Origin of the sequence: Kitasatospora paranensis, assembly GCF_039544005.1 — a bacterium.
GTDB classification, from domain to species: domain Bacteria; phylum Actinomycetota; class Actinomycetes; order Streptomycetales; family Streptomycetaceae; genus Kitasatospora; species Kitasatospora paranensis.
This window is the reverse complement of sequence record NZ_BAABKV010000001.1, coordinates 1,055,716-1,080,870: the sequence shown is the minus strand read 5'-3', so window position 1 is coordinate 1,080,870 and position 25,155 is coordinate 1,055,716. Positions and strand designations below refer to the sequence as shown.

At 73.1% G+C, this 25,155-nt stretch carries 25 protein-coding genes and 4 pseudogenes; 16 read left to right on the top strand and 13 right to left on the bottom strand.

What is annotated here, in order from left to right; translation table 11 throughout:
- Window positions 1-208 precede the first annotated feature (208 nt).
- Window positions 209-1,933, bottom strand: a complete 1,725-nt coding sequence (locus ABEB13_RS05500; RefSeq protein ID WP_345704532.1) for a SulP family inorganic anion transporter — start codon at window positions 1,931-1,933, stop codon at window positions 209-211.
- A 197-nt stretch (window positions 1,934-2,130) separates the two neighbouring features.
- Here ABEB13_RS05500 and ABEB13_RS05495 point away from each other — a divergent pair, with 197 nt between their 5' ends.
- Together ABEB13_RS05495 and ABEB13_RS05490 are read left to right on the top strand one after the other, a co-directional pair.
- Window positions 2,131-2,487: a hypothetical protein gene (locus ABEB13_RS05495; RefSeq protein WP_345704531.1), complete on the top strand. Its 357-nt coding sequence runs from the start codon at window positions 2,131-2,133 to the stop codon at window positions 2,485-2,487.
- Window positions 2,488-2,589: 102 nt separating this feature from the next.
- On the top strand, window positions 2,590-2,856 hold the full coding sequence (locus ABEB13_RS05490; RefSeq protein ID WP_345704530.1) for a three-helix bundle dimerization domain-containing protein: 267 nt from the start codon (window positions 2,590-2,592) through the stop codon (window positions 2,854-2,856).
- Here ABEB13_RS05490 and ABEB13_RS05485 read toward each other — a convergent pair.
- Window positions 2,853-3,146, bottom strand: coding sequence for a hypothetical protein (locus ABEB13_RS05485; protein WP_345704529.1), 294 nt, complete (start codon window positions 3,144-3,146; stop codon window positions 2,853-2,855). The two genes, ABEB13_RS05490 and ABEB13_RS05485, sit on opposite strands and share 4 nt — an antisense overlap.
- A 283-nt stretch (window positions 3,147-3,429) precedes the next feature.
- Between ABEB13_RS05485 and ABEB13_RS05480 the strand changes: the two genes are divergently transcribed.
- Window positions 3,430-4,515, top strand: a complete 1,086-nt coding sequence (locus ABEB13_RS05480; RefSeq protein ID WP_345704528.1) for an S-(hydroxymethyl)mycothiol dehydrogenase — start codon at window positions 3,430-3,432, stop codon at window positions 4,513-4,515.
- Window positions 4,515-5,144, top strand: a complete 630-nt coding sequence (locus ABEB13_RS05475; protein ID WP_345704527.1) for an MBL fold metallo-hydrolase — start codon at window positions 4,515-4,517, stop codon at window positions 5,142-5,144. Before ABEB13_RS05480 ends, ABEB13_RS05475 begins: the two co-directional genes overlap by 1 nt.
- A 54-nt stretch (window positions 5,145-5,198) precedes the next feature.
- Here ABEB13_RS05475 and ABEB13_RS05470 read toward each other — a convergent pair.
- Window positions 5,199-5,779, bottom strand: a pseudogene (locus ABEB13_RS05470) (flavodoxin family protein).
- A 406-nt stretch (window positions 5,780-6,185) separates the two neighbouring features.
- Between ABEB13_RS05470 and ABEB13_RS05465 the strand changes: the two are divergent.
- The 4 genes from ABEB13_RS05465 to ABEB13_RS05450 all read left to right on the top strand — a co-directional run bounded on the left by ABEB13_RS05465 (window position 6,186) and on the right by ABEB13_RS05450 (window position 8,897).
- Window positions 6,186-6,389, top strand: coding sequence for a cold-shock protein (locus ABEB13_RS05465; RefSeq protein WP_045694210.1), 204 nt, complete (start codon window positions 6,186-6,188; stop codon window positions 6,387-6,389).
- A 370-nt stretch (window positions 6,390-6,759) separates the two neighbouring features.
- Complete coding sequence (locus ABEB13_RS05460) at window positions 6,760-8,322, top strand: DEAD/DEAH box helicase (RefSeq protein ID WP_345704526.1); 1,563 nt, start codon at window positions 6,760-6,762, stop codon at window positions 8,320-8,322.
- Between the two features lie 171 nt (window positions 8,323-8,493).
- Window positions 8,494-8,694, top strand: a complete 201-nt coding sequence (locus tag ABEB13_RS05455) for a hypothetical protein (RefSeq protein WP_345704525.1) — start codon at window positions 8,494-8,496, stop codon at window positions 8,692-8,694.
- A gap of 56 nt (window positions 8,695-8,750) precedes the next feature.
- Complete coding sequence (locus ABEB13_RS05450) at window positions 8,751-8,897, top strand: CBS domain-containing protein (RefSeq protein WP_345704524.1); 147 nt, start codon at window positions 8,751-8,753, stop codon at window positions 8,895-8,897.
- A 67-nt stretch (window positions 8,898-8,964) separates the two neighbouring features.
- Here the strand turns inward: ABEB13_RS05450 and ABEB13_RS05445 are convergent, their stop codons facing one another.
- Window positions 8,965-9,474 (bottom strand): DUF1269 domain-containing protein, encoded by a 510-nt coding sequence (locus tag ABEB13_RS05445; protein ID WP_345704523.1) that lies wholly within the window; start codon window positions 9,472-9,474, stop codon window positions 8,965-8,967.
- Window positions 9,475-9,793: 319 nt separating this feature from the next.
- Between ABEB13_RS05445 and ABEB13_RS05440 the strand changes: the two genes are divergently transcribed.
- Window positions 9,794-10,843: a YihY/virulence factor BrkB family protein gene (locus ABEB13_RS05440; protein WP_345704522.1), complete on the top strand. Its 1,050-nt coding sequence runs from the start codon at window positions 9,794-9,796 to the stop codon at window positions 10,841-10,843.
- 77 nt (window positions 10,844-10,920) lie between these two features.
- On the opposite strand, the gene ABEB13_RS05435 is transcribed toward ABEB13_RS05440, so the two are convergent.
- The gene (locus ABEB13_RS05435; protein WP_345704521.1) at window positions 10,921-11,094 is read right to left on the bottom strand and encodes a hypothetical protein; all 174 of its coding nucleotides are present in this window, start codon (window positions 11,092-11,094) and stop codon (window positions 10,921-10,923) included.
- A gap of 373 nt (window positions 11,095-11,467) precedes the next feature.
- On the bottom strand, window positions 11,468-12,301 hold the full coding sequence (locus ABEB13_RS05430) for a serine hydrolase (RefSeq protein ID WP_345704520.1): 834 nt from the start codon (window positions 12,299-12,301) through the stop codon (window positions 11,468-11,470).
- A gap of 535 nt (window positions 12,302-12,836) precedes the next feature.
- Here ABEB13_RS05430 and ABEB13_RS05425 point away from each other — a divergent pair.
- The 3 genes and pseudogenes from ABEB13_RS05425 (at window position 12,837) to ABEB13_RS05415 (ending at window position 16,362) form a co-directional block, all read left to right on the top strand.
- Entirely contained in the window at window positions 12,837-13,937 is a 1,101-nt protein-coding gene (locus tag ABEB13_RS05425) for an endo-1,4-beta-xylanase (RefSeq protein WP_345704519.1), read from the top strand.
- Between the two features lie 100 nt (window positions 13,938-14,037).
- Window positions 14,038-15,392, top strand: a pseudogene (locus ABEB13_RS05420) (ABC transporter substrate-binding protein).
- A gap of 85 nt (window positions 15,393-15,477) precedes the next feature.
- Complete coding sequence (locus tag ABEB13_RS05415; protein ID WP_345709548.1) at window positions 15,478-16,362, top strand: IS5 family transposase; 885 nt, start codon at window positions 15,478-15,480, stop codon at window positions 16,360-16,362.
- A 79-nt stretch (window positions 16,363-16,441) separates the two neighbouring features.
- Here ABEB13_RS05415 and ABEB13_RS05410 read toward each other — a convergent pair.
- The 4 genes and pseudogenes from ABEB13_RS05410 to ABEB13_RS05400 all read right to left on the bottom strand — a co-directional run bounded on the left by ABEB13_RS05410 (window position 16,442) and on the right by ABEB13_RS05400 (window position 19,724).
- Window positions 16,442-17,706 (bottom strand): annotated as a pseudogene (locus ABEB13_RS05410) (FAD-binding protein).
- Window positions 17,707-17,864: 158 nt separating this feature from the next.
- On the bottom strand, window positions 17,865-18,446 hold the full coding sequence (locus tag ABEB13_RS40295) for an MFS transporter (RefSeq protein WP_425559864.1): 582 nt from the start codon (window positions 18,444-18,446) through the stop codon (window positions 17,865-17,867).
- Window positions 18,389-19,234, bottom strand: a complete 846-nt coding sequence (locus tag ABEB13_RS40290) for an MFS transporter (protein WP_425559863.1) — start codon at window positions 19,232-19,234, stop codon at window positions 18,389-18,391. Before ABEB13_RS40290 ends, ABEB13_RS40295 begins: the two co-directional genes overlap by 58 nt.
- Window positions 19,235-19,370: 136 nt before the next feature.
- On the bottom strand, window positions 19,371-19,724 hold the full coding sequence (locus tag ABEB13_RS05400; protein ID WP_345704518.1) for an ArsR/SmtB family transcription factor: 354 nt from the start codon (window positions 19,722-19,724) through the stop codon (window positions 19,371-19,373).
- 145 nt (window positions 19,725-19,869) lie between these two features.
- Here ABEB13_RS05400 and ABEB13_RS05395 point away from each other — a divergent pair, with 145 nt between their 5' ends.
- Window positions 19,870-20,748 carry a coiled-coil domain-containing protein gene (locus ABEB13_RS05395; RefSeq protein ID WP_345704517.1) on the top strand — a complete coding sequence of 293 codons (879 nt, stop codon included), beginning with the start codon at window positions 19,870-19,872 and terminating at the stop codon, window positions 20,746-20,748.
- The gene (locus tag ABEB13_RS05390) at window positions 20,672-20,890 is read left to right on the top strand and encodes a C40 family peptidase (RefSeq protein ID WP_345704516.1); all 219 of its coding nucleotides are present in this window, start codon (window positions 20,672-20,674) and stop codon (window positions 20,888-20,890) included. Before ABEB13_RS05395 ends, ABEB13_RS05390 begins: the two co-directional genes overlap by 77 nt.
- Before the next feature lie 110 nt (window positions 20,891-21,000).
- On the opposite strand, the gene ABEB13_RS05385 is transcribed toward ABEB13_RS05390, so the two are convergent.
- Entirely contained in the window at window positions 21,001-21,777 is a 777-nt protein-coding gene (locus ABEB13_RS05385; RefSeq protein WP_345704515.1) for a methyltransferase domain-containing protein, read from the bottom strand.
- 178 nt (window positions 21,778-21,955) lie between these two features.
- Between ABEB13_RS05385 and ABEB13_RS05380 the strand changes: the two are divergent.
- A pseudogene (locus tag ABEB13_RS05380) lies at window positions 21,956-22,498 on the top strand (GNAT family N-acetyltransferase); the annotation flags it as partial.
- Window positions 22,499-22,692: 194 nt separating this feature from the next.
- Window positions 22,693-23,394 carry a GNAT family N-acetyltransferase gene (locus ABEB13_RS05375; RefSeq protein ID WP_345704514.1) on the top strand — a complete coding sequence of 234 codons (702 nt, stop codon included), beginning with the start codon at window positions 22,693-22,695 and terminating at the stop codon, window positions 23,392-23,394.
- A gap of 174 nt (window positions 23,395-23,568) precedes the next feature.
- On the opposite strand, the gene ABEB13_RS05370 is transcribed toward ABEB13_RS05375, so the two are convergent.
- On the bottom strand, window positions 23,569-23,985 hold the full coding sequence (locus ABEB13_RS05370) for a winged helix-turn-helix domain-containing protein (protein ID WP_380233199.1): 417 nt from the start codon (window positions 23,983-23,985) through the stop codon (window positions 23,569-23,571).
- Between the two features lie 230 nt (window positions 23,986-24,215).
- On the bottom strand, window positions 24,216-25,139 hold the full coding sequence (locus ABEB13_RS05365) for a LysR family transcriptional regulator (protein ID WP_345704513.1): 924 nt from the start codon (window positions 25,137-25,139) through the stop codon (window positions 24,216-24,218).
- Window positions 25,140-25,155: the final 16 nt, after the last annotated feature.

Here is a 25,155-nt window from a genome sequence, read left to right as displayed (position 1 = left end):
GGGGCGCCCGCCCGGTCCCCGCGGGCGCCGTGGGCGGGGCCGGTGCGGCCGGGCGCCCCGGGTGCGGGTGCGGCCGCGCCAGGGAGGGTCCGGCCCGCCGTCCGGAGGGGCATGGGTACCTGTCACCCTCCGGCCGGCCGTCGGCCCCGTCAAACCGGGCGCCGCCGTCCGGGGGCGACCCCGGCTCGTCCCGCCCCCGCTCGGCAGGTCACGGGCCCGGGCCGGCGCCCGCCTCCCAGGCCCGGTAGGCGGCCACCGCGGTGGGCAGCGTCGGGAAGATCCGGTCCGCGCCGACGGATCCGGTCAGGCCGTAGGCGTCCAGCTCGTCCTGGAGGTCCTGCTTGACCCGGGCCAGTGCGAAGACGACGCCGCGGTCGGCCAGCTCGGCCCGGAGCGCCTCCACCGCGTCCAGCGCGGTGATGTCGACCTCCACGTTGGCCTCGGTGTTGAGGACGAACCAGCGGACGGGGTCGCGCTCCTCGGCGACCGCGGCCAGCGCCCGGCTGCGGAAGTTCTCCGCGTTGGCGAAGAACAGCGGCGAGTCGTAGCGGTAGACGACCAGCCCGGGAACGGTCCGCGCCTGCGGGTAGTCGTCGATGTCGTGCATGCCGGGGACTCCGGGCACCAGCCCCTGGACGGCGTCGTGCGGCCGCGCCACCCGGCTCAGCAGCTCCGCCACCGACAGGCCCACGGCCACCAGCACCCCGTACAGGATGTCCAGCGCCAGGACACCGACCAGGCAGCCGATCGCGAGCAGCAGCTCCCGGCGCCGGAACCTCTTCAGCCGGCGCAGCCCCGACACATCGATCATCCGGATCGCCGCGAACACCACGAGGGCGCCGAGCACCGCCGACGGCGTGTACGTCAGCAGGGGGCCCAGGAAGAGCAGGACGGCGAGCACGACCGCACCCGCGGCCAGCGCGTACCCCTGGGTGCGGCCGCCGGCCGACTGGGCGAGTGCCGTGCGGCTGGCGCTGCTGCTCACCGGGAACCCGTGCAGGAAGCCGGCACCGAGGTTGGCCCCGCCCAGCGCGAGCAGCTCCTGGTCCGCGTCCAGCTGCTCGCCCTCCTCACGGGACTCGAAGGCCCGCGCGGTGAGGATCACGTCCGTGTAGCCGACGAGCAGCACCCCGAGGGCGGGCAGCAGCAGCCGGTGCACCTCGCCCAGATCCGGCAGGGAGAAGGTGGGCAGTCCGGCCGGGATCGTGCCGATGACGGCGATGCCGTGGTCCTGCAGGCCGAAGGCCGCCACCACCGCCGTGCCGAGGACGACGGCCAGCAGCGGCCCGGGGAGCCGCGGCAGCCAGTGCTGGAGCGCGAAGAGCAGGAGCAGCGCGGCCGCACTGAGGACGACGGTGGCGGTGTCCGCCTGCGAGAGGTGCTGCACGAAGTACCTCAGCTGCGGGCCGAAGCCCTCGCCCTCCACCGCGACGCCGGTGAGCTTGGACAGCTGGTCCACCATCATGATCAGCGCGACCCCGGCCAGGTAGCCGATCAGGACGGGATGCGAGAGCAGGTCGGCGACGAATCCCAGCCGGGCCAGCCACGCGACGGCGAACAGCACGCCGACGACCACGGCGAGGGTGGCGGCGAGCACCGCGTAGCGCTCGGCGTCCCCGCCGGCGAGCGGCCCGACCACGGTCGCGGTCATCAGCGCCGTCGTCGACTCGGGGCCCACCGACAGCAGCCGGGACGAGCCGAGGAGCGCGTACACGCCCAGCGCCGGAAGGATCGCCCAGAGCCCCGCGACCGGCGGCAGGCCCGCAACACCGGCGTACGCCATGACCTGCGGCACGAGGTAGGCCGCGACCGTGCCGCCGGCCAGCAGGTCGCCGCGCAGCCAGCTGCGCCGGTAGCCCCTGAACACGGAGAGCCCGGGCAGTGAAGGGGCGGCGGGGCGCCATCCGCCGCCCGGTGGGACAGGTCGCGGCATGGCTCTCCTTCCGTCCTTCCGGCCCATGATGCGCCGACGGCGGGCGACGCCGGGGGAGGCGGGCCCAGCGCGTCCGGGCCGGATGGGCGGGGCTGCCGGCCACCCCCGCCCGGCCCAGTCCGGAGGGTCCCGGGGCGTGACATCGTGGACCCTGGGGGTCTCCGGCGAAGACAACGGGAGGCTCTGTGCAGGGTGGCGTGCGGAACGAGTGGGCCGCGCAGTGGGCGTCGATGGCCCGCTCCGCAGGCGGCGGACTGGTCGGAAACCTGCTCGCCGACCTTGCCGACGACCTGCCGCGGGCCTGCACCGCGGCGCAGCTGAGCCTGCCGGTGGAGGCCGCGGCGGCCGCCCTGCGCCTGCCGCCGGCCGCACTGCCGACGACGCTGGAACGGCTCGCCGAGGCCGGGCTGCTGACGTACCGGCTGACCGGCCCCGAGGCGGAGCCGGTCCACGCCGACATCACCCTGCACACGGCGTCCGTGGTGACATCCGTGGCGACATCGGCGGCGACGCCGGTGGCGACCTCGGCCGTGGTGTCGGCACCCGGCGGATGACGCCGGGCCGGCGTCGCCGCACGCGGGTACGCTGCGAACACGGCACGTGCACCCGGCCGGGTCCGGTGCCGATCACCTCCGGGCCGTTCGAGGGAGGCGCGGATGGAGGACCAGGAGTCCCTGCGCGCCGCGACGCGAGCGTCCGCGCTGCGCGAGGCCGAGCACCGCCTGCACCGCCGGTTCGACGCCACCACCGGCCCCGCGGCCGTCACGAAGGCCGTGGCGGAGGCCCGCTCCCACTTCGACGGCAGCCGGGTCCTCGCCTTCATCCCGATCCTCGTCGAGCGCCGCGCAACCGACACCCTCGACCGGCTGAACGAGCCCCGGCAGGACCGGACGGCCCCCGAGCCTGATTCCTCGGCAGGCTAGACGGACCCGGGCGCGGTCCGGGCGGCCCGGAGCTCCGCCGGGCCGTCGTACATCCACCGGACCTCCCACCCCGCCCGGGCATCCCGCAGCAGTTCCAGGGTGGCGGACCGGTGCCGCATGGTGGTGCTCGGCCCCTCCCAGGCGAAGAGCATCAGAACCTTCCGGCCGAGGTCGATCAGCGCCGCGCCCTGGCACAGGCCGTCGTCCGGCCACCAGTCGTCCGTCCTCAGCTGCCGGATCATCGCGAGCGCCTCCGCCGGCCCGGCCAGCAGGTCGAGATCGATCCCCACCGCTCCGAACCGGGAGCAGCACAGCCTTACGCGCCGCTCTCGCGGACGACGACGACGTTCGCACGGTCAGCCATTTCCCCAGCATGGCCACCCCCGAACCGGGGCTCCACCGTATTGACGGTCGCCGCGCGGCCACTGCACCGTGCGGCCCTCTGTGCCTGTCGTGGCCGCGGTTGTTGCGCGTGCCCCGGGCCCGGCGCCCGCTTCGGATGGGAGAGTCTGCTGCGGGCGGTGCGCCGTCCGTGACACGGTGATCGGGACGGACGGAAGCGAGGAGGACGGTATGGCACAGCAGGTACAGGGAGTGATCGCCCGGTCGAAGGGTGCACCGGTGGAGGTCGTCACGGTCGTGGTGCCGGACCCGGGGCCGGGCGAGGCCGTGGTGAAGGTGCAGGCGTGCGGGGTGTGCCACACCGATCTCCACTACCGGGAGGGCGGCATCAACGACGACTTCCCCTTCCTGCTGGGCCATGAGGCGGCGGGCATCGTGGAGTCGGTGGGGGACGGCGTCACCGAGGTCGCGCCGGGCGACTTCGTGATCCTCAACTGGCGTGCCGTGTGCGGCCGGTGCCGGGCCTGTCGGCGCGGGCGGCCGTGGTACTGCTTCGACACCCACAATGCGACGCAGCGGATGACCCTGCTGGACGGCACGGAGTTGGCGCCCGCACTGGGGATCGGCGCGTTCGCCGAGAAGACCCTGGTCGCGGCCGGCCAGTGCACGAAGGTCGACCCGGCGGCGTCGCCGGCCGCCGCGGGCCTGCTGGGCTGCGGGGTGATGGCGGGGCTCGGGGCGGCGATCAACACCGGTGGCGTCGGCCGCGGCGACTCGGTTGCGGTGATCGGCTGCGGCGGCGTCGGCAACGCGGCCGTCGTCGGCGCGAAGCTCGCGGGCGCGGCCCGGATCATCGCCGTCGACCTCGACGACCGCAAGCTCGCCACCGCCCGCACCCTGGGCGCCACGCACACCGTCAACTCCTCGTCCAGCGACGCGGTGGAGGCGATCCGGGAGCTGACCGGCGGCCACGGGGCGGATGTCGTCATCGACGCGGTCGGCCGCCCCGAGACGTACCGGCAGGCCTTCTACGCCCGCGACCTGGCGGGCACCGTCGTGCTGGTCGGTGTGCCGACCCCCGAGATGGGGCTGGACCTGCCGCTGCTCGACGTGTTCGGCCGCGGTGGCGCGCTCAAGTCCTCCTGGTACGGCGACTGCCTGCCCAGCCGGGACTTCCCGATGCTGATCGACCTGTACCTGCAGGGCCGGCTCGACCTGGACGCGTTCGTCAGCGAGACCATCCCGCTGGACGGCGTCGAGGAGGCCTTCGCGCGGATGCACCGCGGCGAGGTGCTCCGCTCGGTGGTGGTGTTCTGATGGCCGCCCGGATCGAACACCTCGTCACCTCCGGGGAGTTCACCCTCGACGGCGGGACGTGGAAGGTCGACAACAACGTCTGGATCGTCGGCGACGACCAGGAGGCGATCGTCGTCGACCCGGCCCACGACGCCGATGCCGTCGCCGCCGCCCTGGGCGACCGCCGCCTTGTCGCGATCGTCTGCACCCACGCCCACAACGACCACGTCAACGCCGCGCCGGCGCTCGCCGCCCGCACCGGCGCACCCGTGCTGCTCCATCCGGACGACGAGGTGCTGTGGCAGCAGACCCACCCGGACCGCGCCCCGGACGGACCGCTGACCGACGGTCAGGTGCTGACGGTCGCCGGGACGGAGCTGACGGTGCTCCACACCCCCGGCCACAGCCCGGGCGCGGTCAGCCTGTACGCCCCGGCCCTGGGCACCGTCTTCACGGGCGACACCCTCTTCGCGGGAGGACCGGGCGCCACCGGGCGGTCGTTCTCCGACTTCCCGACGATCGTCGAATCGATCCGCGACCGGCTGCTCGCACTGCCGCCGGACACCGTCGTCCGAACCGGCCACGGCGACTCCACCACCATCGGCACCGAGTCCCCCCACCTCGCCGAGTGGATCGCCCGCGGCCACTGACGGCCGGCTCCCGCCGTCGGTATTCGCCGTCGGCTCTCCCCGGCAGTCTCCCTGTCATCTCTCCTCGTACGGGAACCGGGCGAGCGGGACCTCCTGGGCGAAGAAGGTCTTCGTCCGCGCGGCGGCCCGCTCGTCCGTCGGACCCGGCCCGGCCGGGATCCGTTGCCGAGCAGGACGCCACCGAAGCGCATGTCCATGTAGGCGGCGGTGTGGTGGAGGGTGAGAACCAGCGGCTCGGCCACCACCTCCTCGCGGTGCGCCATCGCCGTCACGCCCCACAGGGTGCGGCCGGCCATCGCGGCCCGGAAGCCCGGGTCCGGGGTGGACAGCCACTTCGACCAGTAGTCGAGGTAGCGCTTGGCCCAGGAGGACACCGAGTACCAGTAGAGCGGCGAGGCGAGCACGATGTCCGTGGCCGCGAGTGTCGCCTCCCGGAGCAGGGTCTCGTCCCCTTCGTCCGGCCGGGCCTGCGCCGCGTGGCGCGCGTCGCAGCAGTCGGCCGGCCGCAGCTGGGACGGGTGCAGCCACTGCTGCGCCGTGTCGGAGGGCAACTGCTCGGCGGCCGCGCGGGCCAGCTGTTCGGTGTTGCCGTCCACCCGGGCGCTACCGAGGAGGAAGAGGAACGAACGGGCCACGGCTTGCTCCGGTCGGCTGTCGGTCGGTCGACCTGTCGACCTGTCGGTCTGGCGGTCGGTCCTCGGGATCGTCACGTGAGCCAGGTCTCACGATGCGGCGCCCGGGCGTCCGAGTGCGGTGGCAACTCCTCCAGCAGTACCGCTCGTTGTCGTTCGCGCGGCCGAAGGGGGCCGGATCCGCACCCTGACCTCGGAGCGGCGGGAGAAATAATTTCCGCATCGTGGGCTCGGGCCTGCTAGAGTCGAGGCAGTTGCAGTAGTGGTTCCCATGAACTTTGTGTGCGCCTGCTGATGTTTCGCAGGCGCATTTTTGTTTCCCGGATCTTTTTCCGGGGCGGGTCATCATCGCGGCGACTCGGAGTCCGCACAGTGCGGACTCCGGCAGCCCCCTGAAGGAGAAGTTTTTATGGCTAATGGCACCGTGAAGTGGTTCAACTCGGAAAAGGGCTTCGGCTTCATCGAGCAGGAGGGTGGCGGTCCTGACGTGTTCGCCCACTACTCGAACATCAACGCCAACGGCTTCCGTGAGCTGCTCGAGGGCCAGAAGGTCGAGTTCGACGTCACGCAGGGCCAGAAGGGCCCGCAGGCCGAGAACATCCGCCCGCTGTAGTTCTTCCGCCACGGCACCCGCCAGGCAGCGAGGGGCCCGCACCGCGTACACGCCCGGTGCGGGCCCCTCGGCATTGCGCCGTGACCGCTCCCCGGTCACTCCGGCGCCCACAGGCTCGACCACCGGCAGCCATCCCCACGCGAGACGCACCGCGCCGCGTCCGGGATCGGCGCCGACCGTGTGATGCCACGGTTCGAGGTTCTTCGCTCCCGTTCCGCGGTGAGCGCCGACCGCAGGTGTGACGTGCCGCACGGTTCCACCGTCCACGCCCCCGCTCGTCCTGCTTTCCGGCCCGTTCGCTGCGACCTCTGCCGGCGCCCCGCGCTGCAGAAACCTCCTCGTGACGCGCCGCCTTGAGGAAGGTCTTCGCATGAACCGCTCCAGCCGCTCGTCCTACCAGAACCCGAACTCCCGCGCCGGCGCGGGCTCCGGCTCCCGCTCCGGTGGTGGCGGTGCCGCCCGCGGCTCCCGCTTCGGCGGCAGTGGCAGCGGCGGCTCCGGCGCCGGCTCGCGCTTCGGCGGCGCGCCGCGCTCCGGCGGTCCGCGGGCCCGTCAGAGCTCCGCCCCGCAGGGTGAGTTCGCGATGCCGGTCAGCATCACGCCGCCGCTGCCCGCCGTCGAGTCCTTCGAGGAACTGGACATGCCGAAGGCGCTCCTCGCGACGCTGACCCGGCAGGGCGTCACCGCACCGTTCCCGATCCAGGCGGCGACCCTGCCGAACTCGCTCGCCGGCCGCGACGTGCTGGGCCGCGGCCGCACCGGCTCCGGCAAGACCATCGCGTTCGGTCTGGCCGTCCTGGCCCGGACGGCCGGGCAGCGGGCCGAGCCCCGCAGGCCGCTGGCCCTGGTCCTGGTCCCCACCCGGGAGCTGGCCCAGCAGGTGACCGAGGCGCTCACCCCCTACGCGCACGCCGTGCGGCTCCGGCTGGCCACGGTGGTCGGCGGGCTGTCGCTCGGCCGTCAGGCCCACGTGCTGAACCGCGGCGCGGAGGTCGTCATCGCCACGCCCGGCCGCCTCAAGGACCTCATCCAGCGCGGTGACTGCCAGCTGGACGGGGTCGGCATCACCGTGCTCGACGAGGCCGACCAGATGGCCGACATGGGCTTCCTGCCCCAGGTCACCGAGCTGCTCGGCCAGGTCGCCGAGGGCGGCCAGACGATGCTGTTCTCCGCGACCCTGGACCGCAACGTCGACCGGCTCGTGCGCCGCTTCCTGGAGGACCCGGTGACGCACTCGGTGGACCCGTCCGCCGCGACCGTGAGCACCATGGAGCACCACGTGCTGCACGTGCAGAACGGCGACAAGGACGCGACGATCGCGCACATCGCCTCCCGCGAGGGCGGTGTGATCATGTTCACCGACACCAAGCACGGCGCCGACCGCCTGGTGCGGGACCTGCTCGCCAACGGAGTGAAGGCGGCCGCCCTGCACGGCGGAAAGTCGCAGCCGCAGCGCACCCGCACCCTGGAGCAGTTCCGCGACGGCCGGGTGACCGCACTGATCGCGACCAACGTCGCGGCCCGCGGCATCCACGTCGACGGCCTCGACCTGGTCGTCAACCTCGACCCGCCGACCGACCACAAGGACTACCTGCACCGCGGCGGACGCACCGCCCGGGCCGGACAGTCCGGCACGGTCGTCACCCTGGTGCTGCCCAACCAGCGCCGCGAGACCACCCGGATGCTGGCGAACGCCGGCATCACCCCCGCCTCCACCCGGGTCCACTCCAGCGACGAGGAGCTCGCCCGCATCACCGGCGCCCGGGTGCCCACCGGCATCCCCGTCGTGATCGCCGAGCCGGTGGTCGAGCGCCCCCGCCGCTCCGCGTCCGCCAACCGGGGCGGCCGCCGCTCCGGCGCCCCCGCCCGCAACCGGCAGAGCTCCGGCGGCTCCCGGAGCGGCGCCCCGAGGCGCTCCGCAGCCGCTGCCTAGGACACCCTCGGGCCCGGGCCGCCGCCCGGGCCCGAGCCGCGGTGCCCACCCCACGGGCACCGCGGCCGGCACCCGGCGGAGCGTCCGTCCGACGTCGCGGCCCCCGACATTCCCCTGCCACTGCCCGGTCACCGCCCCTGCCGGCGGGACCGAACGGAAGGACCGATGCCTGTGACCAGCACGCCCGTCACCACCACCCCTGTCACCACCACCGCCGAACTCCCCGCCGCCACCGTCGGCGAGCTCATGACGCGCCCGGCGCTGCAGATCAGCGACGACGTCATGGTCGACACGGCGATGGACATCCTGCTCGGCTCCGGCGCCGACCACGCCCTGGTCCGCGACGACGAGGACGCTGCGCGGGGCTGCTGACCCGGCTGCACCTTGCGCCGTTCCAGGCGAGGTCCTGGTACACCGAGCGCACCCCGGTGCGGGACGTCGTGCACGACCGCGCCCCGTTCGCCACCGCCGACATGCCCGCCGCCGAGGCCGCGGCCGTGATGCGCTCCCGCGGCCTGGACGCGTGGCCGGTGGTCGACGAGGACGGCCACGTCATCGGCCTGCTCAGCCTCTAGCGTTCGCCCGGCCGCCCCGGCCGCCCCCGGCACCACCGCGCGCCGGGGGCGGTCAGGTCCGGCCAGGTCAGCCGATCTCCGACGCCGCCTCCCGGACGGCCTGGTCGATGTCCTTGGGGCTCACCCCCAGCTCCTTGGCGATGTGCTTCTCGGCCTTCAGCCCGGCCTTCTCCACCGCCTGCGCGACCTTGCTCTCGCCGACGATGACCAGCGCGGCCTGCCCGTCGTCGATGAGCTCCCCGAACTCCTTCACATCCGCCCGGGACATGCCGCGCCACAGGTGGCCGCCGACGCCGCCCACGGCCGCACCGACCACGGCGGTGCCGATGACCGCGGGCGGGAACAGCAGACCGACGAGCGCACCGGCCGCGGCACCGCCCCACGCCCCGTGCCGGGTGGCCGTCTCGTCCTTGTTGACGTGTACCTTGCCGTTGTCGTCCTTGGTGATCACGGAGGCGTCGTACGTGCCGACCGCACCGAGCGAGTGCAGTTCCTTGACGACGTCGTAGTCGGCCCGGGCCGCGGCCTCGGTGGGGTAGGTGCCGATGAAGATGAACACTGCGTCGGGCTTCGTCACGGGATGTCCTGTCTGTGCTCGCCGGATCCGGGAGGACGCGGCGACGGGGGTCGGAACCGCAGGGGAGCCCGGGGCCGCTGCCGGTGTCGGCAGGTACCCGGGCGGGCGGTCTTCTCGTGCAGTGCCAGGATGTGCGCCGCGGGCCGGCCGGGCACCCGGGGACGGCCCGCGGCGGCGACGGCCGCGCTGCTGGGGCGGTGTCGGCCGGATTCCCGGCCTCACCCGTCCGGAGCAATCCGCCCGGGCGCGGCGCCGCGGCCGGGATTTTCGGCAGGCGGCCGGGCTAGGCTCGGGCCGCCGGGGAGTCCCGTGGTTCCGAGTGGGGAAGGCGGCAGCGATCAACCGCGAGCGCTTCGTCAGAACGCTGACCTTCTGGTTGCGTCCGGCCTTCGCGCTCCGCGTGGTGAACCGCTTCCAGCGAATCGCAGGCTTCGACCGCTCGATGGCACTCGCCTCCAGCATGCTGACCGCGATCATCCCGCTCGCGATCATCGGCGGAGCGGTGCTGGCCCGGATCGGCAATCCGCATGCCGCCGCCGACCGCCTCATCGACCGCTACGGCCTCACGGGCGACGGGGCCGACGCCGTGCGGAAGATGTTCTCCTCGGCCGCCGACACCAGCGCCGGTGTGTTCGGTCTCGTCTTCCTGCTGATCTCGGTGCTGAGCTTCGCGCGCGCCACGCAGCGGTTGTTCGAGCAGACGTGGCAGCTCAAGCCGCTCAGCGTGCGCAACACGGTGAACGACCTGCGATGGGCCGGTGCCTTCGTGGTCTACCTGGTGACGAGCGGCTGGCTCTACGCGTTCGTCGGCCGCGGCCGGATCGCGTTCGGCGCCTACCTGCTCGAAGCGCCCCTGACCGTGGCCTTCCTGACCTGGGGCGGCTGGGTCCTCGTTGCGAAGCGGGTCGGCTGGCGGGACCTCCTCCCGTTCGGTGTCATCGCGGCCGTGCTGGCGACGGTCTACTCGCTGGGCGCGACGCTGTACCTCCCGCGGCTCTTCAACTCCTACGCCACCCGCTACGGGGCGATCGGCGCCGTCTTCGCGATGCTCTCGGCGCTCTTCGGCATGGCGCTCGTGCTGGTCGGATCGGCGGCGCTGGGCCGGGAGGTCGGTGACGAACTCGACCGCATCCGGCGCGGGCAGCGGCCGCCGGACGACGAGATCCGCCAGGAGTGGCACAACGTGGTCAGCCAGATGCAGGAGCGCTGGGAGGTGGCCCGGGAGCGCCTCGCCCGGCACCGGGCGCGGCGGAAGGCGCGAAAGGCGGAGGAGTCGATCAAGGCGAAGGAACGGAAGGAGCGGAAGGAACGGCAGCAGCGGCAGCAGCGGCCCGAACGGAAGCAACCGAAGGACCCGAAGGACGGCTGACGGCGACGGCCCGCAGCGGCTTCTCACGGCGGCCTGCTCACGGACGCCGGTCCGCCGGACGCCGGCCCGGGAGGACGTCAGTCCGGGCGGCGCCACCAGTGGCGTTTCGGTGTGCGGCCCTTGGCGCCGTGCCGCTGACCGGTGGGGCCCCGCGGAGTGTGCCGGGCGGCCTCGACCGGGATCGGGCTGTCGACGAGATCGGGCAGCTCGGTGTCGGGGACTTCCTCCCAGCCCGCGAAGTCGTGGGTCATGTACGAGCCGAGCGGCTGGTCGGGCCCGTCCGGTCCCGGACCGCGGCGCCAGCCGAACGCGACCCCGTGCGCCTCCCGGGGGCTCCCGAAGCCCAGGGGGCGCGGCCGACGCAGGCGACCACGAACACGTCCTCCCCGGCCGTTGTGCCCTCCCGCTGGCGCCGGTAGACGCTGCCGGCGTGGAAGAACGTCTCGGTCATCGTCGGCTCCCTTCCGGATCGCGACGGGGTCGCAGCTCCATCGTCGCGCGTGCGTGGCGGCGGCGGCAGTGCATCGCTGGTGCGTTGTCTCCGGCCCGGCCGGTGGCACCCACCGCCGCGGCCCGGGGCCCCGGGAGACCGGGGCCCGGCCGTCGGCCCTGGGGCGGCGTGGGTCAGTGCGGGTGCTCGGCGCCGATGGCGTGCCGCTGGGCCCAGTAGCCGGCGGAGATCCGTGCCAGCAGCCGGGCTGCCGGATCGTGGATGTCGTGTCCGTCGGCCAGCGGGCCGGAGTAGCAGACGGCGATCGTGTACGGCGGGGCGTCGTGCGGGTACACGATGCCCGCGCTGTGCCGGACCCCGGGGAACCAGCCGTTCTTGAACGCGATCCGGGTCCCGGGCGGGAGGCCGGCTGCGAGGTCCACCCGGTGGGCGTTGGCGGCGAGCACGTCGAGGAGTTCCTGCGGCAGGCGGCACAGCAGCCGGGTGAGGTCGGCGGCGGTCACCAGGTTGACCACGCCGAGCGCCTGCGCGTCGAGGTCGTCGATGCCGCGGCCCGTCACGCTGTGGCGGGCCCCGGCCAGGTGCCAGACCTCCGCGACGGCCTCCAGCCCGACGTGCGACAGGCAGAGGTTGGTGGCGAGGTTCGACGAGTGGATGATCATGCGGCCGGCCAGCCAGCGCAGGCTCCGCTCCGACCCCAGCGCGTGCCAGGGCCCGGGGTCGCTGTCACCGTCCCGGTCGACGCCGAACGGGGTGCCGCCGGCCGCCGATGCGAACGCATTGTGCACCGGCACCGGCCGGTCCAGATCGGCGCCGCTGCGGTACAGGGCGGCCAGCACCGCCATTTTCATGGTGCTCGCCGCCCGGTGGGGCGTGTCGGCGCGGAATGTCCGGGTCGTCCCCCCGTACAGGTCGCCCACGTGGACCGACAGCACACTGCGGCCGGGGGAAGGTCCGGCGGGCACGGGGGCCGCCGCGCCGTGGGCGGCCGTGAGTTCGTCCCGCACTGCCGTACCTCCGCTCCGTGATCGTCATCGGAGCCAAGTCAGCCAGCCACCGGTTTCGGCCAGCAGGGCGCATCAAGGGCGCACGGCAGCACCGGCCCGGCACCGCGGTCCGCCGGGCGGTGCCGGGGCCGGCGCCGGACGGGTGTGTCGGTCACCCGGCCCTGGGAAGTATGCAGAGCCTTCTGAAGCAGCGTCAATGAAAAGTACAGAAGAAAATACCGAAAAAGTTTCGAAAGACGGCGAGAGGGTCGAATCGTTGCCGAGGGGCTCGTGTGCCGATCGGCCCGGGCGTGGCCGATGGTTCCAGCGTGCCGCCTGATCGGCATCACGCCTGTTCAAGTCGGTGATGAGGTGGTCGATCGGCCGGCGGATCGGGCGTCGGTCGGCATGGGCGGATGGCGCGGCGAGCAGCTCGCCGGCGGTCGTGCGGTCGAGAAATGTGGTGCAGGGGGATTGACCTTGGCTTTGAAGCGCCCCTAGGTTCCGGAACGTTCCGGACAACATGCCGAAACATTTCGAACTCGAAAGGACGCCTGTGACCAAGGCGAATCGCACCGCACTGATCGCCGCCACGGCGGCGGTCGTGGCGGCCTCCCTCTGCACCCTGCCCCAGGCCACCGCTTCCGCGCACGACGCCCCGCACCACGGCCGGCCGGCCGATACGGCCTCGCTGTCCCTGGGCTCGCTCGGGGATCGGACCGGGGTCCGGATCGGCACCGCGGTCGACATGGCCGCACTGGCCGCCGACGCCCCCTACAAGGCCGCGGCCGCCACCGAGTTCTCGTCCGTCACGCCGGAGAACGTGATGAAGTGGGAGTCGGTCGAGCCCACCCGCGGCAGCTACACCTGGGCGCCGGCGGATCAGCTCGTCGCCTTCGCCCGCGCCAACCACCAGCTCGTCCGCGGCCACACCCTGGTGTGGCACAGCCAGCTCCCGGGCTGGCTCACCGCCGGGAGCTTCACCCCCGACGAGCTCCGCGACATCCTGCACCGTCACATCACCGACGAGGTCGGCCACTTCAGGGGGCAGATCTGGCAGTGGGACGTGGTCAACGAGGCGTTCAACGACGACGGCACGCTGCGGAACTCGATCTGGCTGCAGGAGCTCGGCCCCGGCTACATCGCCGACGCCTTCCGCTGGGCCCACGAGGCCGACCCGAAGGCCAAGTTGTTCATCAACGACTACAACATCGAGGGTGTCAACGCGAAGAGCACCGCGCTCTACGACCTGGTCTCCCGGCTGCGTGCCGAGCATGTCCCGATCGACGGCGTCGGCGTCCAGGGCCACCTCGACGTGCAGTACCCGGCCCCGCACGACATCGCCGACAACCTCGGCCGCTTCGACGAGCTGGGTGTCCAGACCGCGATCACCGAGGCCGACGTGCGGATCACGATGCCGGTCGACAACACCGAACGGGAGGCGCAGGCGGAGGCCTACAGCGTGCTGCTCCAGGGCTGCCTGCTGACCGAGCACTGCACCGACTTCACGGTCTGGGGCTTCACCGACAAGTACTCCTGGGTGCCGGGCGTGTTCACCGGCGAGGGCTCGGCGAACCTGTTCGACGAGAACTACCGTCCCAAGTCCGCGTACACCGCGATCCGCCAGGACCTGATCCTGGCCGCACCGGGGAAGTGACCCCGGGCCGCCGTCCCGGGCCGCCGGCCCGGGACGGCGCGCCGTCTCCCGGCTCCGGCGCACCCCCACCCCGAACGACCTCGAAAGGCACGGTACTGCGATGCGACGCCCCACCCGGCTCGGCGGCCTCCTTGCGGGCGGAACGGCCCTGCTGCTCGGCCTCACCCTGACCGCCTGCGCCGCCGGGGCCGGCGCCGGAGCCGGGGTGGAGCCGTCGACGGAGGGTCCGTCACCGGCGACTCCGGCGAGATCCACGTGCTGGTCTACGGGGACGCCACCAACAAGGTCGAGAAGCAGCTGGTCGACACCTTCAACAGGACTTCCAAGGTCAAGGCCGTCCTGGACACCGTCCCGGGCGCCGACTACCAGCAGAAGCTCCAGACGATCATCAACACCAAGCAGGCCCCGGACATCTTCTTCAACTGGGGCGGCGGCTCGATCGCCCCGTTCGTCAAGGCCGGTCTGCTCATGCCGCTCGACGACATGATCGCCCAGGATCCGGGCCTCAAGGACAACTTCCTCCAGTCGGTGTTCAACACCGCGGTGGTCGACGGCAAGTCGTACGGCATCCCGATGCGCGGCACCCAGCCTGTCCTCCTCTTCAACAACAGGAAGGTCCTCGCCGACGCGGGTCTGACCGAGCCGAAGACCTGGGACGCCCTGCTGAACGCCGTGCGCGTCCTCAAGACGCGCCGGGTCACCCCGATCGCGCTCGGCGGCGGCGACCAGTGGCCGACCCTGATGTGGTTCGAGTACGTCTACGACCGCGTCGCCGGGCCCAGCAGCACCACCGACCCCGGCCTGTTCCAGAAGGCGCTGGGCGGCGACAAGTCGGCCTGGGCGAGCGCTGACAGCCGGCGGGCCCTGGGCATGCTGAAGCAGCTGATCGACGCCGGTGCGTTCGGCAGCCGCTTCGACTCGGTGAAGTTCACCGACGGCGGCTCGCCGGCGCTGCTGGCCCGCGGCAAGGCAGGCTTCGAGCTGATGGGCTCCTGGGAGTACTCCACCCAGCAGGACGCCAGCCCGGACTTCACCAAGAAGGACCTCGGCTACGGCTCCTTCCCGACCGTCACCGACGGCAAGGGCGACCCGAAGGACGTCGTCGGCAACACCAACAACTTCTACTCGGTGCTGAAGAAGACCAAGCACCCCGAGGCCGTCGCCGAGTTCCTCAAGCTCCAGTACTCCGACGAGTTCGTGCAGGCGCAGCTCGCCATCGGCAACCTGCCGACCACCACCAACACCTCGAAGTTCCTCGGCACCGCCGCCAACCCGGCCTACCTCGCCTACCAGTACGACCTGGTCAAGGACGCGCCGGCGTTCGAACTCTCCTGGGACCAGGCGTACCCGCCCGCCGCGAGCTCCCCGCTCCACCGGGCCGTGCAGCAGTTCTTCGACGGAGAGCTCGACGAGAGCGGGTTCATCAAGGCCATGCAGGCGCTGCCGACGGGCTGAGAAAGTGTTGGGTAATTGATCAGCTGCATGGAGTGATGCATGGGTTGTGATCTTCGCGGGCGAGGTGTCCGCGAAGATCGCCGCCATGTGTGTCTGTTCGTGTAAGCCGTCCTATGAATCGTCGTTGACGGATGCTCAGTGGGCGGTGATCGAGCCGTTGCTGCCGGAGCGGGACCTGCGTCGGGGTGGCCGTCCGTTGAAGTTCCCGCGCAGGCTGATTGTGGACACCGTGCTGTACGTGCTGGTCAGCGGCTGTGCCTGGCGGCTGGTGCCGCATGACCTGGCGCCGTGGGACGCGGCCTATCGGTGGTTTCGTGCCTGGACGGCGGACGGGACCTGGGACCGGGTCCACGACGCGCTGCGCGAGCGGGTCCGGCTGGCGGACGGCCGGGATCCGCAGCCGTCGGCGGCGGTGCTGGACTCGCAGTCGGCTCGCAGTCACCAGGGCGGGCAGGCGATCGGCTACGACGCGGGCAAGCGTGTGCGTGGCCGCAAGCGGCACCTGCTGGTGGACACCTGTGGACTCGTGCTGCGGGCGGTCGTGCACTCGGCCTCGGTGCAGGACCGGGCGGGCGCGAAGCTGGTCCTTGCCGGGATCCGGAACCTGTTTCCGCAGGTCGGGCTGGTCTGGGTCGACGGCGGCTACGTCAATGTCGTCGATGCCAGCCTGGTCGGCTGGGCGGCGGAGCACGAGAACCTGGAGATCGTCGCGGTGCCGCGGAACGCCGATGTGAAAGGCTTCCGGGTGCTGCCCCGCAGGTGGGTGGTGGAGCGGACTTTCTCCTGGCTGGGGCGGTGCAGACGGTTGGCACGGGACTACGAACGCAAGACCGCGCACGCCGAGGCGATGATCAAGGTTGCGATGATCCGGCTCATGGCCGCTCGCCTCGCCGGCGAGGAGATCGAACCGCGCGGCCCCATCGAGACCGAAGCAGCCCGCCGCCTCGCCGACGACCTCAAAACCGAGTAGTCCCCCGCTTACCCAACACTTTCTGAGGCGGGCCGGTCGAGGGCGGGCGGGCCGGTGGCGGCGGAGGCCGGCGCCGCGGTCAGGTCGGGAACACGCCGCGCACGAAGTCGTTGCGCAGCTTGCCCTCCGGGTCGTGGTCCGCCATGAGGCGGCGGAAGTCCGCGGCCCGGGGGTGGAGCGCCGCCACGTCACCGGGGGCGAGGGCGGTCAGCTTGCCCCAGTGCGGACGGCCGCCGAGCGGCAGCAGCTCCTCCTCCACGGCGGCGACGGCGCGCATCACGGCCTCCGCCCGGTCGCTCCAGGTGAAGTGGAGGGCCACGCAGTCCCGAGCGTGAGCGGGGCTGAGCCAGAGGTCGTCGGCAGCGACGGTGCGGACCTCCGAGATCTGGAGGACGGGCGCGATCCGGTGGCCGATGCGGCGCAGCGCCTCGACGGCCTGCGGTGCGGCGCTGCGCGGCAGCAGCAGCTCGGACTGGAGTTCGGTGCCGCTGCTGGGGGTGAAGTCGGGTCGGAAGTGCGGGAGCCGTTCGTGCCACGGGCCGGGCGGCCGCCCTGCGTGGTGCAGGCGGCGGGGAAGATGCCGGGGATGGGGTGCAGCGCTTCGCCGGCGAGGCGCGCTCCCTGCCACGAGTCCCCGGGATGGTCCGAACCGTCCCTGTCGGTACGGCACTTGAGCCAGACTCGGGCCTCGCCCGAGGCCCAGTCGGTGAACACGCTGACGCTGTAGGCCGCACCCGACAGTGCGTCGAACGCCCCGGCCAGCCTGTCCAGCGGCAGGCCGGTGTAGACCCACTGGGCGACGTCGTACGTCGGCTCGATGTCCAGGGTGAGTTCGGTGACGATCCCGAGTGCCCCCAGGGCCACCACCGCGCCGTCGAGGCGGTCCTCGGGAACGCCGCGACGCAATTCGACCAGCCGGCCGTCCGGTGCGACCATGCGCAGGCCGGCGACCGCCGCGGCCAGGCCAGGCCGGCCGTTGCCCGAGCCGTGGGTGCCGGTCGCGCAGGCGCCGGCCACGGAGATCTGCGGCAGGGAGGCCAGGTTGGCGAGGGCGAAGCCGTGGGCCTGCAGGTGCTCGGCCAGCCGCGCGTACCGCAGCCCGGCCGGGACGGTGGCGGTCAGTGCCGCCGGGTCGATCTCCACCCGCCCGGGCAGGCCGTCGACCCGCACGAGGTCCCCGTCGGTGTCGGCGATCCGGTTGAAGGAGTGGCCGGTGCCGAGGGCGCGGACGCTCCGGGCCGCGGCCACGATCTCCTGGAGCTCGGCCACCGAGGAAGGGCGGTGCACCCGAGCGGCCCGGAAGGTGACGTTGCCGGCCCAGTTCCGGGGTGGGGCTGCCGTCATGGCCTGGCTCCTCTGCTCGCTGCGGTCGTGTGCGGGCCGCGCCGGTCGCGCGCGCCGTGGTGTGCTGCGCGGGCGGCGGTGCTGCACCCCGCTCATTTGTCATGGCAAAAAACAAACTAGCAGGACTGCCCGGCCGCGGAGAAGGGGAGGGGGATCGGTCAGCCGTGGGCCGCGCCGCGGTGCTGCCGCCCGGTGGGCCAGCTGCGGTGGTGGCTGTCGATCACGAAGGTGTGGCCGTGCCGCCATCCGCCGCCGCCGGCGTGGGCGCCGGCGAGGTGCGGATGGCCCGGCGGGAGGTCGGCGTGGACGTGCTCGACCCGGGCCGGGTCCCGCGCGGGCCAGACCACGGCGGCGGTGACCGCCGCGGCCAGGGCGACCAGGCCGAGGACGGCCGCGGTGGCGGGCAGGCCGAGGCCGGCGGCGAGCCAGCCGGCCAGCGGATAGGTGAGCAGCCAGCAGCTGTGCGACAAGGAGAACTGGGCGGCGAAGGCGGCGGGCAGGTCCGGGTCGGCGGCGGAGCGCCGGATCACCCGGCCGCCGGGCGTGAGGACGCCGGAGCAGGCCGCGCCGATCGCGGCCCAGGCCGCCAGCAGCGCGGGCCAGGCCCAGCCGCCCGGGGCGGTGGCGGTGACGGCGGCGACGCCGGCCAGGACGGCGGGCAGCGCGAAGGCGGCGGGCAGCATCACCGCACGGTCGCCGCTGCGCCGCAGGAGACGGGGGAGCAGGAGGGCCGCCAGCATGGAGCCGGCGCCGTACGCGCCGAGGGCGAGGAGACGGCGCCGGCCGGCCGGTGGAAGTGGTCGCGGACGACACCGACGGTGTCGACGAAGACGATGGCCCCGGCGGCGGCGACCGCCAGGTCCAGGGCGAGCAGCGCCCGCAGGCGCGGGGTGGCCAGGAACAGGCGGGTCCCGAAGGCGGCCCGGTCGCGGACGCCGCCGCCCCGCTCGACCGGCCGCGGCTTGGGCAGCACGGCGGAGACGACGAGTGCGGCTGAGGCGAGGAATCCGACGGTGGTGCCCGCGAACAGCCAGGTGTAGGAGACCACGGTGAGCAGTGCGGCGGCCAGCGCCGGGCTGAACAGGCTCTCCAGGTCGTAGGCGAGCCGGGACATCGACAGGGCCTGCGTGTAGTCGCGTTCGGCGGGCAGCACCTCGGGAATGGTGGCCTGGAAGGTCGGCGTGAAGGCGGCGGAGGCGGCCTGCAGCAGGAGGACGAGGATGTAGACCTGCCAGATCTCGGTGACGAAGGGCAGGGCGAGGGCGACCGCAGCGCGGGTGAGGTCCATGGCCGCCATCAGCGCGCGGCGCGGTATCCGGTCCGCGACGGCGCCGACCACGGGGGCGATCGCGACGTAGGCGGTCATCTTGATCGCCAGCGCCGTCCCCAGGACGGCCGAGGCGTTGCCGCCGGCGAGGTCGTACGCGAGCAGGCTCAGTGCGACGGTCGCCAGACCGGTCCCGACCAGTGCGACGACCTGGGCGGTGAACAGGTGGCGGTAGGTGCGGTTGCGCAGCACGGACAGCATCGGCCCCGTCCCGGAACTGAGGCGTGATCGGACCCCACCAGGATAGTCAACACGTGCATACATGCGCACATGTTGGCGGAGGCTCGCCATGCCGGTGCTCACTGCCGCCGGTGACCGGCAGGGGGCGGATGGAGGGTCAGTCGTGCGGCGGCAGTGCGCGGATCTGGTGGTCGGCGACGCTCAGCGCCTCGTCGACCAGGCGCTTCAGGTGGCCGTGCCGCAGCGAGTAGACCACGCGGCGGCCGTCCTTGCGGGCGGTGACCAGGCCGGCGAGGCGGAGCTTGGCGAGGTGCTGGCTGACGGAGGGGCGCGCGGCACCGCAGGCCTCGGTCAGGGTCGTCACGTCCGCCTCGCCCCGGCCGAGTTCGTGCAGCAGGGCCAGGCGTGTCCGGTCGGCGAGCAGTGCCAGGACGGCGGCGGCGACGTCCATCCGCTCGCCGTCGTGCTCCTGCGCATCGTGCGCACCTGCCGGGTGGGGGCGTGCCGTCATGGGCCCATCGTAGGGGTGCTTGCCCCGGACCCGCCCTCATCTACTAAGTTACTTCGTGGATGTGCGGAGGCGGATGCCTTCGTACCGTCCGGACCTGCCCGTGCACCGCGGGCCGGTGCAGGCCAGCGAGGGAGTGACCACACCGATGGGAACGCGCCGCAAACCCGGTCCGCCCAGCCGCGCACGGATCGCGATCGTCACCACGGCCGCCGCCGGATCGGCGCTGATCGCGTCCGCGGGCGGCGCGCACGCCGAGCCCAAGCCCGACCTGGCGGGCGTCAAGGCCCAGGTCGACGAGCTCGGCGAGCAGGCCGAGGCAGCCACCGAGACGTACAACCGGCTCAAGGAGGCCCAGCAGCGGCTCCGCACGACCGCCGCTCAAGCGCAGGACCAGGTCGCCGCCGCCCAGGAGAAGGCGAGCGGACTGCGGGAGCGGCTGTCGGCGGTGGCCGCCGACGAGTACCGCGGGGGCACGGTCGACCCGACGGTCGCCCTCATGCTGTCGGCCGACCCCGAGGACTACCTCACCCGGGCCGCCGCTCAGGACATCGCCGCGAGCTCGCAGCGCGACCTGCTGCGCCTGATGCAGAGTCAGCAGCGGCGCCTGGACCAGCAGCGCGCGGAGGCCACCGCGACCCTCGCGGAGCTCGACCGGGCGGACCGGGCGCTGGCCGAGCAGAAGCGGGCGGTGCAGTCCAAGCTGGCCGAGTCCACCGCACTGCTCTCCCGGCTCTCGGCCGCCGACCGTGCCGCGGTCGACGGGCAGGACGCCTCCCGTGCCTCCCGCGACTCGGCCCGCGCGACCTACGACGGCCCGGCCACCGGCCGTGCCGCAGCCGTCCTGCAGTTCGCGTACGCGCAGCTCGGCAAGCCGTACGAGTGGGGCGCCACCGGTCCCGGCACCTTCGACTGCTCCGGTCTGACGGGGGCGGCCTGGCGCGCGGGGAGTGTCCCTGCCCCGGGTCTCCCAGGACCAGTGGAACGCCGGCCGGCACGTCGCCAGGAGCGACCTCCAGCCGGGTGACCTGGTCTTCTTCTACTCCGACCTGCACCACGTCGGCATCTACATCGGCGGCGGCAGGATGATCCACGCCCCGCGCACCGGCAAGAACATCGAGATCACCCCCATCGAGTACATGCCCTACGTCGGCGCCGTCCGCCCCTGACCACCGGGGTGCCGGGAAACCGCAGGCACTCACGCCGCCTTGCGCTGTCGCACGGACTCCACGCCCGCATCGCGCCCGACGCACCCCGGCGCGCCGAGGTGGAGAAGGTCCTATGCCTCCGCCATGACGATGTAGAACGTCACCGCCGCGAAGAAGGTGCCGTTCGCAAGGTGGTCCAGCCAGCGTTGTGCCGCCTCGGGGGTGAAGTATCCGGCGGCAACGGCGCGACGTGTGACGCGCTCCAGCCCGATGACCTTGTCAGCGGCCTGGGCGTCCCGGAAGACGGGAGTGATCGGGATGACAGCGGGTACGGCGAAGCCGGCCTCGACTGCCAGCCGCGGGAGCCGGCTGCCGATGCGGGAGTTGTGCACGGCCTTCTCGGTGACGTAGCGGGTGAAGGCGTGGGACAGGCTGCTCTCCGGGTGGTCGACGGTCAGGGTGCCCCAGTCGGGTTCGCCCATGACGAGCCGTCCGCCGGGCCGGAGCGCCCGGCGGATCTCGCGCAGGGCCCGGGCGGGGTCGGCGACGTGCTGCAGCACCCGGTCGGTGCGGGCGCGATCGGCGGCGCCGTCCGGCAGCGGGAGGTCGTGGACGTCGCCGAGCCGGACGTCGATGGTGTGCTGCCCGGCTGTGCGCGCAGCCGCGGCGTCGACGGCAGCCCGATCGTGGTCGACACCGATCACCGTCCCCGTCGTGCCGGCCGCCTCGGCGAGCGCACCGAGGTCGGTGCCGGGGCCGCAGCCGAGGTCCAGCACCGTCTGGCCGGGTCGGACGTCGAGCTCATCGAGCATGCGCTTCTTGTAGGAGCGGCCCAGTTCGGTCGCGGCAAGCCGGTCAAGGTAGGCGATCGGGTCGGGAGTGTCGGTCTCGAATGCGATGGAGGTCATGCCCGCCAGTCAATCAACTCCGTTTCCAGGGTGGCGGAACTCGCCGTGCTCCGCCCGGCGGCGCCTGCCGCGGCGTCCTGATGAGGCATCGACCGGCTCCGGCCTCGGGTCGGGGGCTCGGCTGCCGGTTTCGCCGGGTGGGCCCGGCCGTTGGTGTGCGTGCGATAGGTTCCCCGCCATGAGCGTTTTTGGAAACGTGGTCTGGCCGCCCGTCCCGATCAGGACGGCGCGGCTCGTGCTCCGCGCGTCCGAGGCCCGGGACCGTGCGGCGTTCATCGAGCTTTTCGCCTCGCCCGAGGTCGGCACCTACGTCGGTGGCGCTCGACCGCGCGACGAGCTCGAGCGCACCATGTCCGAAGTGCCGGGCCGGCGCCCCGGGGTCTTCGTGCTCGAACTCGACGGCGCGATGATCGGTGTGATCACGCTCGATCCGCGTGCCGCGGAGCGTCCTGGCCATGTCCGTCCGGAGGCCGGGGAGACCGAGCTCGGCTACCTGTTCCTGCCGGAGGCCTGGGGCCGCGGATACGCCACCGAGGCGTGCACCGCGGCACTCGACTGGTTCGCCGCCGCGCTTCCCGGCGAACCGGTGGTGCTCAGCACCCAGACCGCCAACGCCGGCTCGATGCGGGTCGCGGCGAAACTGGGCTTCACCGAGGCGGACCGGTTCGAGGAGTACGGCGCCGAGCAGTGGTTCGGCGTGCGGTCCTCGGCGACTCCGTCCGATGGAGACACGGTGGACGCGGTGGACGGGGTGGACGGGGTGGCCGAGCTGGACGGGACGGGGGCGACGGGCGCGACGGCGGCTGGGAGCGCGGAAGCGGTCGCCGCCGGTCCAGGAACCGATGGCATATCGGGCAGGATCTCCAGCGCATCGCCGCCTTCCGCGCGTCCTTCGCCCGGCGTCAGGCCGCCGCGGTGACCGAGATTCCCGGCGGCGTGGTGGTCCTGGACCAGGAGTACCCGGCCTCCCACGAACACAACCAGCTGGTCATCGAGGGGCCGACGGCTCCCCACGACCTTCCCGCTCTGGCCGACAACGCACTCGGCCACCTGCGCCACCGCCGGATCACGATCCTCGACGAGGCCGTCGGCGCCGCCTGCGCGCCGGCCCTCACCGCAGCCGGCTACGCACACGAGACCGAGCTCGTCATGACCCACTCCGGCGCGCACACCGCCGCTGTCCCACCCGCGGAGACGGTCTCCGTCGCGGACCTGCGAACTGCCGTGGCGCGCCAGCTCCGCATCTGGATGCCCCGGGCCGAGGATGCCGTGATCCACCAGCTCGCCGACCGTCGAACGGCCCGGCTCCGCGGCGCCGACCAGGTCCACTTCCTCGCCGTCCGCGACGAGAACGGCACCGTCTGCGCCTGGGCCGACACCTACCTCGACGCGGCCCACGGGATCGCCCAGATCGAGGACGTCGTCACCGCCGACAGTCATGTCCGGCGCGGCCACGCGGACACCGTGCTTGCCACCGCCCTGCAGCGCGCATCCGGCTACGGTCTGGTCTTCCTCCTCGCCGACCCCGACGACTGGCCGAGCGGCTGGTACGCCCGCCGAGGCTTCACCCCGATCGGCCGCTCGCACGTCTTCACCCGTACGGCAGCCGGGAGCTGAGCCGAAGGCGCCGGGCTCATGGGACCCGAAACGTCGTGAACGGGCGCCGTCGACAGGTGGCCCGTCGTTCCGGGGCCGAGGAGACGTTCGGGCCCCGGAATCCGTCGGCATTGCCGATGAGCAGACCCCCGAGATCAGCCTCCCCGGCGATCGAAGCGGTGGCCCGGGCCGCGGTCAGCCGGGACCCGCGGCTGCGGCCCGGGGGTCGAACCGGTAGCCGACCTGTCGGACGGTGACGATCCCGTCCCGGTGCACCGGCCCCAGTTTGCGGCGCAGCCGGGCGATGTGGACGTCGACCGTGCGGACGTCCCCGTACGCCGTCTGGCCCCAGACCACGGTCATGAGCTGGCGGCGGGTGAAGACCTGCTGGGGGTGGCCGACCAGGTGGGCGAGGAGCTCGAACTCGAGGTAGGTGAGCGACAGCGGGCGCCCGTCCACCGTGACGGTCCGCCGGCCGCGGTCGACGGCCACGCCGCTCCCGGTGGTCGGGGCGGGCACCGGGTGATGGACGGTGCCCGGGTGTACGCCGCCGCGAGTGGCGGCGGATCCGGTCGCGTGGATGCGGGAGACCCGGGGGTAGTGCAGGAGCATCGCTTCCTCCTTCGACGGGATGTGGTGCCCGCCGGTGCGGAACGTCCGGCCGGGCGGACAGTCGGGGCCTTGCTCGGCGACGCTAGTCCTCGGCGCGCCCGGATCCGCGCTCCTGACGTCTCGTTGACTGCCTGAGGGACTCCCTGACGGTTCCTTGACGCCCGACACCCGGACGCTGTTCGCCGACTCCCGACTGCGGATGGCCCGAGGAGTTGGATACGGGGGTGCGGTCAGGTCGACGGTGCCGTGGCAGGCACGTGCAGGTCGCGCAGTGCGCGGAGGCAGGCCGCCACCGCGGGCTCCCGGGCCGTGCCGGGCCGGACGGCCGCCTCCACCTCGCGGGCCAGTCGGCCGTCCGCCACCGGGCGTGCGGTGAGCGAGGGCGGCAGCGCGGCGACGGCCATCAGTGGGACGAGGGCCACCTGCCCGCCGCTCGCCGCGAGCGCGAGCATGGCGGCGAAGTCCGAGCAGGTGTGCCGCACCTCGGGGGTGAAGCCTGCGGACCGGCAGGCGTGCAGCACGGCCTGACCGCAGGCGGACTGCGCCGGGGCGGCGATCCACGGGCTGTCCTTGAGCTGCGACAGCTCGACCGGGCGGCCGCTCCCGGCCGCGGCCGGGTGGTCCGTCCGCAGGACGGCGACGAGCGGGTCGGTGCGCACCGGGTGGGTCTCGACACCGGTGTGCGAGGGCGGCGCCAGGTTGGTGTACCGGTACAGCAGCGCTGTGTCCACCCGGCGCTGCAGCAGCAGGCGGACGGCGGCCTCGGGTTCGGCCTCCGTGATGTGCGGCTGGAGCCCGGGGTGCACGGTCTCCAGGGCCCGGGCGAGCGGGGCGGCCAGCGGGGAGAGCGCGCTCGGGAAGCAGGCGATGCGGAAGGCGCCGGTCGGGTTCGCCTCGCCGAGGTGGAGGCGGGAGCGGGCGCGTTCCAGCGCGGCCAGGACGTCCTGGGTGTCCTCGGCCAGCCGGTGTCCGGCCGCCGTGAGGTGGACGGCCCGGCCCGTGCGCTCCAGCAGGCGGCTGCCGGTCTCCTCCTCCAACAGGCGCAGCTGCTGGGAGACCGCGGACGGGGTGACACGGTGCAGCTCCGCGACCGCCGTCACGGTGCCGTGGTCGGCAAGGTCGCGGAGGAGGACGAGCCGTCTGACATCGAGCATAAGGCGAGCTTAATGC